Source organism: Leuconostoc pseudomesenteroides KCTC 3652, from assembly GCF_014634745.1.
GTDB classification, from domain to species: Bacteria; Bacillota; Bacilli; order Lactobacillales; family Lactobacillaceae; genus Leuconostoc; species Leuconostoc pseudomesenteroides.
Map to the genome: position 1 here is coordinate 1 of NZ_BMBP01000017.1, position 6,060 is coordinate 6,060.

At 35.5% G+C, this 6,060-nt stretch carries 8 protein-coding genes; 7 read left to right on the top strand and 1 reads right to left on the bottom strand.

Annotation, left to right across the window (positions count from 1 at the left end; translation table 11 throughout):
• Positions 1-339 precede the first annotated feature (339 nt).
• From IEU65_RS10120 to IEU65_RS10140, 6 genes are all read left to right on the top strand, one after another.
• Positions 340-915, top strand: a complete 576-nt coding sequence (locus tag IEU65_RS10120) for a putative HNHc nuclease (protein WP_010291504.1) — start codon at positions 340-342, stop codon at positions 913-915.
• 628 nt (positions 916-1,543) lie between these two features.
• Positions 1,544-1,666: a hypothetical protein gene (locus IEU65_RS10490; RefSeq protein WP_010291508.1), complete on the top strand. Its 123-nt coding sequence runs from the start codon at positions 1,544-1,546 to the stop codon at positions 1,664-1,666.
• 203 nt (positions 1,667-1,869) lie between these two features.
• Positions 1,870-2,238, top strand: coding sequence for a DUF722 domain-containing protein (locus tag IEU65_RS10125; protein ID WP_010291510.1), 369 nt, complete (start codon positions 1,870-1,872; stop codon positions 2,236-2,238).
• Positions 2,239-2,885: 647 nt separating this feature from the next.
• Positions 2,886-3,512: a hypothetical protein gene (locus IEU65_RS10130; RefSeq protein WP_031941254.1), complete on the top strand. Its 627-nt coding sequence runs from the start codon at positions 2,886-2,888 to the stop codon at positions 3,510-3,512.
• Positions 3,513-3,624: 112 nt separating this feature from the next.
• A complete protein-coding gene (locus IEU65_RS10135; RefSeq protein WP_010291512.1) occupies positions 3,625-3,795 on the top strand; it encodes a hypothetical protein in 171 nt (56 codons plus the stop codon).
• Entirely contained in the window at positions 3,795-5,006 is a 1,212-nt protein-coding gene (locus IEU65_RS10140) for a hypothetical protein (RefSeq protein WP_010291514.1), read from the top strand. The genes IEU65_RS10135 and IEU65_RS10140 overlap by 1 nt, the downstream gene beginning before the upstream one ends.
• Here IEU65_RS10140 and IEU65_RS10145 read toward each other — a convergent pair whose 3' ends face one another.
• Positions 5,007-5,240: a hypothetical protein gene (locus IEU65_RS10145; protein ID WP_010291515.1), complete on the bottom strand. Its 234-nt coding sequence runs from the start codon at positions 5,238-5,240 to the stop codon at positions 5,007-5,009. It abuts the gene before it with no gap.
• 153 nt (positions 5,241-5,393) lie between these two features.
• Between IEU65_RS10145 and IEU65_RS10150 the strand changes: the two genes are divergently transcribed.
• On the top strand, positions 5,394-5,900 hold the full coding sequence (locus IEU65_RS10150) for a hypothetical protein (protein WP_010291516.1): 507 nt from the start codon (positions 5,394-5,396) through the stop codon (positions 5,898-5,900).
• Positions 5,901-6,060: the final 160 nt, after the last annotated feature.

Below are 6,060 nucleotides of genomic sequence, written 5' to 3' on the forward strand. Positions count from 1 at the left end.
TGAAGAGGTGTATCTGAAGGCATACCAAACATTAACTGAAGTCCAAGCAGCCATTGGTTGGTATATCATTTTTTTAATCGCAATCGTATCTCAAATGTTGCCTAAGTAACTGAATAAAAATAGTCCAATTTATTGACTTCTGAGCAAAAACGGTTGATGGCAGATAGTGAAGAATACAACTGGAGTATTGCGGTTGTGTAGAGGTTTCAAATGACAGAGCTATTCGCAAAACTGAATAAGGTTGATCCAAACAAAGGTCTAATCACGTTGCAGTTGAACACTGATGATATCCACACGCTAGAGAAGTATCACGCCAGCGGATAACAACAGGTGGTGTCATTGATAGCGAGTGATGAAAATGGACTATCACCAAAACAACGTAGTTTCGCTTTTGCATTGTTGAACGATATCTATTCATCCCAAAAAGGCGGCTACTGGATTGAGGAAAAAGAGACTGTCAAACAGCATTTCTACGCAACATACGAATACTACAATGGTTTAGATTTTGGTGAATTTAGTTTGAGTGACGCTAAAGGAAACAAGACCGATACAAACCAGTTTATCAACATGTTGCTAGATTATGCAGCGATACATGACATTAGTTTGAGTGTGAAGCCGTTGAACGAATTAGAACCGCAGGAAATTGCACGGTGGGAGTACAGATGTTTGTTAGACAAGCGCTGTGTGATTTGTGGTAAGTCTCACGCCGATTTTGCACACGTTGATAGTGTGGGTGCTAACGGCGGCAATCGTCAGAAGATAAACCATTTAGGATTGCGATCAATGAGCCTGTGCCGTGAACATCATCAAGAGCAACATAAGATAGGCATTCAGTCATTCATGAATAAGTACCACCTGAACGGTATCAAGATTGACGAAAAAATAGCTTTGGCACATGGACTGAATATGAGGTGAACAAACTGAATAAAGTAATTTTAGATTTAACGTTTCTTAAACAGGTGACGATAAACAAATATATTGACGCAGAACGAAAAAATAGGTATGCAGGAGCACGTTTAAAACGTCTCGCTACTACTTTTACACCAGAAACGTTTTTTCACAGGCTATGGTCGATAATATAGCTTTTGAATGGCCGTGCAAATTGAAACTTGATTGGTATTTACCAGATGGCAGAATAGATCCATATAATTGGGCGTTTCTCAAGAAGTTTATTTTTGACGGTATGCAGACAGCTAAGGTGCGAGGCAACATATTTTTACAAAATGACAACATAAAACACATCAAGGGGTTTGACGAAGATTTTTATATCGATACATCAAATCCAAGATTGGAAATATACGAGCTAATTGTAACAAAAAAGCCATCAGACAAAAATGAACACTGTGGCTAGAAGAAAAATTATGATTGCTTGCCAACAGAGCCCGATGGCGGACCAAAAAATTATGTGGCTGTTTTTAATGACAATACCTATAATTAGCACTAAAAAAATAATGATTGCAAATGAAATGACATAGGTCATACGATTCCCCCCAAATTTTATACAAAATATTATTCTAACAAAAAAGGAGATAAATGCAAATTGATGATTGAAATAGGACACAACTTACAGCATGCGATTGAGTTGGGCATGTATTTGTCAGCAATGGTCGCAGCGGTGCATATCGTGATGAAATTTGTGACAGAAATGAAAACTCACTATAAGTGATTTATGTAGACAAGTATCAATACTTGTATTGTTATACCGAAAATAGAAATCGCTTTCGTGCCACGGCTATGTATTAAAAAGCCAATCAGAAGAGTGATCAGCAATAGAAAAATCATAAAGTAAATTAAAGCGTGAAGTAGTAATAAGGTCATAGTACCTCCTAACGTTTTTAATATTATAACATGTAGAAAGAAGAGCGAAAAATGGCGGACAGGATTGCTAAATATCTAAGTGATTATTTCTCGAGCGTGATCGAAATGCAGATTAGGCTACGCATTAGAGAACTTGAAACGCCAACGTCATTTGATGAAAATATAGGCGGTGGAAAGGCAGAAAATAAGCGTAACATTCAAACTGAAAATGACATCATCATTCAGGAAAGCGATTATATTTTGCAATCATTCATTAGAGACAGATGGTTTATGTCTAATTTCCTAAAGGTGCTGACCAGTGAAGAAATAGCCATGCTTGAATTGCGTTATGATCGTAGAAGAAAGCGAAGCTGGCTTCAAGTGGCAAAGCATATTGTCAAAGTCAGAGAGTCAGTGCTACCGAGATATGCAGAGAATTAAACATATTTATAGGACTTCTGTTTTTGCTAGTCGAGCTGTGGAAAACTGAAAGTCTCAAAAAGACGCGAGTTTTGTGAAAGTTTTTAGCTTGAAAACGGTGCTATTTTTGTATCATCAAATAGTTAACAAAAAATACTGATGAAGTAGTAATATACTTCTGTGGGGTTTATTAGCGAAACACCCACAATACTCCTGGGGAGTACAAATCATCACAAAATACGTTGATTGAAATATCGACAACACCGAAGAACGCCGACGACGTTCTTTTTTATTTGGGGTTATTGCTCATTCATTAAAAGCAAACGTGACTTATGTTAAGATACTGGGTGATTTGTAAATAATAAAAATGTGTAATATTGCCAATAGTATTTACGTTGACTATTACAAACCAGTAGTCGCTTGTCTGCGATTGCGTAAATAGTGGTAGTTTTAAAAAAATAATATACATTGTTAATACTAAAAAAATTTTCTAATAGATTGGACACTTTTTCAGGTTGCTAAAGAATTTATACTTTGTTAATATCATAAAGAAAAAATAATCTAATTTTAAGTAACGATTATAAAAACACAAATTTGAAATGAATTCATTCATTCATTCCGGTTTAACTGGTGAACGACTATATTTTTAGGACGGATTGAAATTTCTTGTGAAAACAAAATCAAAAACAAAAAGAATTGATCGTAACATTTTAGCCAATGGTGCTATGAGTTTACTAGCCACCATTATCGGTGGGCTTATAGCATTTGTTCCAGTTATCATTCAACAAAATTATGAGACTAATCGATCTAACAGAGAATACATAACACGAATGAGAATTGACAAAGATCAGGGATTATCTAAAGACTTAGTAGTTTATTACAATGGATTAGATGATTATTTATCCAGTATAATTAGCGAATATCAAATGAAATCAGTTGACAGTAGTGATGAGTTTTTGAAAAGAAAATTAACTATATTGAGTAAGTTATACTCGTATAATATGTTAAATAATAAAGATTTTAGAAATGTTGATATTCTAATTCCGTTTTCGTCCGATAGCACAGGTGAGAAATGGGGAGAAATGCAAAATTTATCAAAGGCTTCATTTGATACATTAGTCGAAAAAGTTCAACCCAACCTTTTAAACGAGAATAAATCTATTTCGGATCAAGAGACGTTGAAAACTTTGATTTACATACAAAATAATATGTATTCAAAATACAAACAGTTGATTCAGGATGTAACAGAAGATTTGTCGAAACAAGTCAAGAAAATTGAAGGAAAACACTCGTAGAAAAATTTTGTGATAGTTAATATTTGATAACTTTCTTATCACTAAAATCACGCTGTCCAATTCGTGTATTTGTTATAGATACGCAAGTTGGACTTTTTATTTGGAGAAAACTATGAAAAAAGATGACGATTATGGACTTGTCGCCAGTAATGATGAATTAAACATCTACCGCAGGCTAGACAGGCAACAAAAATATAACAAGAAGCACAAGAAGGCATCTAAACGCAAGTCGAATACAGACAAGCGCAAAGATGCCTTTTATGATGATAGGAAGTGGCGATAATGGGCTACACAAAATGGACTGATGAATTAAAGAAGCGTGTTCAAGAATTGAGTAAGCAAGGACTTGATTCAAGAAACATAGTTGAAAAACTTTATGATGAAACAGGCGTTTATTATGCGAGACGTTCCGTGCAACGATACGCAAGCGTAAAAGCACCACAACCTCATAATGACGAAAATGGCCATTTTAGTATCGAGCCTCAATATAGCTATGGTAGCGACGGCAAGGTTGATGATATTAAAATCACAGCCAAGTATCTACTACTGAATGAGCAGACACAAAAGACACCAGAAGATATCCTTGAGTATCTTAATCTTGATGTCAACGACTGGCGTATCATGTCAGCAATTCCAAACCAATGGACGACACCAACAGACAGTGGACCAAAGTGGAACTTCCAGTTAAAGGTTAATGTTAAGCCAAAGCTAGATAATGAATTAACACCACAAGATATTGTTAATCTGTTCAAAGCAGACATTAAGCCATACACAGTCAAACAGGTTGCACGAGATACGCACAATTTGGTTGTACCGCTTCCTGACTTACATTTTGGTATAACTAGCATGCTTGATGTTAAAGGTCACTTAGATAGGCTTTTAGAGCTTATCAATAAGGGATACAAAACGATTGTGATTGAACAGCTTGGTGATCTATTCCATTCTAGTCAGATGTGGTCATCACAGACTTTAAAAGGCACGCTAGTTGATGAAGTCAATATGGTACAAGCTGTTGAGGATGCTAAACAGTTCTTTGACGTGCTGGTAACTGCTGCATTGCAAAACAGTACAACGCTTCACATCAAACAAATGGCGGGCAATCATTCAGGAAACATGGAGTACATGTTCATGGAGTATTTGAAAGCCAAGTACCCACAAGTTGTTATCAAGAACAATATCCAGTTCCGTGATGCTTATTTGTTGGATAACGTGGGTATCATGTTAGCTCATGGTGACTTAGCACCTAAGAACTTGCCTATGCTATTTGCTAATGAGTTCGGTGGTGTCTGGTCACTATCTCATAGTCGTGAAATCCACAAAGGTCATTTCCATAAGGAAAAGATAGTTGATGAGGGTGGCGTGATTAGTCGACAACTCGGAACAGTTAAGCCGAATGACAATTATGAAATCATGAACGGTTGGACGTTATCCAAGAAAGAGCTATATGCACTTGAGTATGATAGCGACAAGTTAGTTGCAGAGTGGCACGTTTAACTAAAAGTAGTGAGTCATCTCATCAATGCTTTCAAAAAAGTGGTTAATGAATTCTAAAGCGCCGCCTGAAACCAATTCAAATACCATGAAAAGCAAGGCGACTAATAACAACAGCATTATCCATGTTTGTTGAGCATTCGTGAATGATGCGCGAGCAGGATAAAATGATATAACAGTTCCTATAGCGGTTACGATGATGAGCACTTTTAATAAGTCAATAATTATATTGATCATAATTGTATATCCTTAATTTAGATTATGTTACTAATATTTTAATCCAAAAAATTAGGTTAATGTAAATAACGCTTGAAAAATATACAATCTGCAATTTCTAATCCAACCCACGTCTCTCTAGTAGTATAATTACTGCTATTGGAGGCTGGAAATGTGAATCAAAAAGAGGCATACAAAAAATTGACTCAACTGTATGAAACTGAGAAGATTAACTCAGTTTTGATATATGGAGAGGATATCAAAAAAATTATATTGACGACATTTGTTTTTGCCTTAAAAATGTCTGGCAAAGCGGGAATTCTTTTAAGGGTTCACAGTTATTATTATGCTCAACAACTCATAAAGAAAACATTTGAACAATATTCATATCATTATAATATAAACTTGAAAACGCCTTCTGAAGTATCTATTTTTGGTAAAAATATACTGTCACATCGCTGGGACCAATATAACTGTTTGCCAATTAGTTATGATGTTAGTGTGTATTTGAAGATAAATAACTCTGTTGAACACTCAGACGGAGTAATGTTTTACAATTTGAAGCGGGCTTTAAGTAATGACACTTCACAACTACGTATATTGATATTTGATGGAAGCGAACCGCCATCCAATTTATTTGATATTCAAGACAGAACCAGCACGTGTATTCAAATTGATTAAGCGCATAAGCGCTTTGCTCAGAAGTCAATAAATTGGACTATTTTTATTCAGTTACTTAGGCAACATTTGAGATACGATTGCGATTAAAAAAATGATATACCAACCAATGGCTGCTTGGACTTCAGTTAATGTTTGGTATGCCTTCAGATACACCTCTTCA

Coding starts and splice junctions, on each gene's coding strand:
- IEU65_RS10145 (WP_010291515.1), bottom strand. CDS start 5,240: ATGATCAATATAATTATTGACTTATTAAAAGTGCTCATCATCGTAACC.
- IEU65_RS10140 (WP_010291514.1), top strand. CDS start 3,795: ATGGGCTACACAAAATGGACTGATGAATTAAAGAAGCGTGTTCAAGAA.
- IEU65_RS10125 (WP_010291510.1), top strand. CDS start 1,870: ATGGCGGACAGGATTGCTAAATATCTAAGTGATTATTTCTCGAGCGTG.
- IEU65_RS10490 (WP_010291508.1), top strand. CDS start 1,544: ATGATTGAAATAGGACACAACTTACAGCATGCGATTGAGTTGGGCATG.
- IEU65_RS10135 (WP_010291512.1), top strand. CDS start 3,625: ATGAAAAAAGATGACGATTATGGACTTGTCGCCAGTAATGATGAATTA.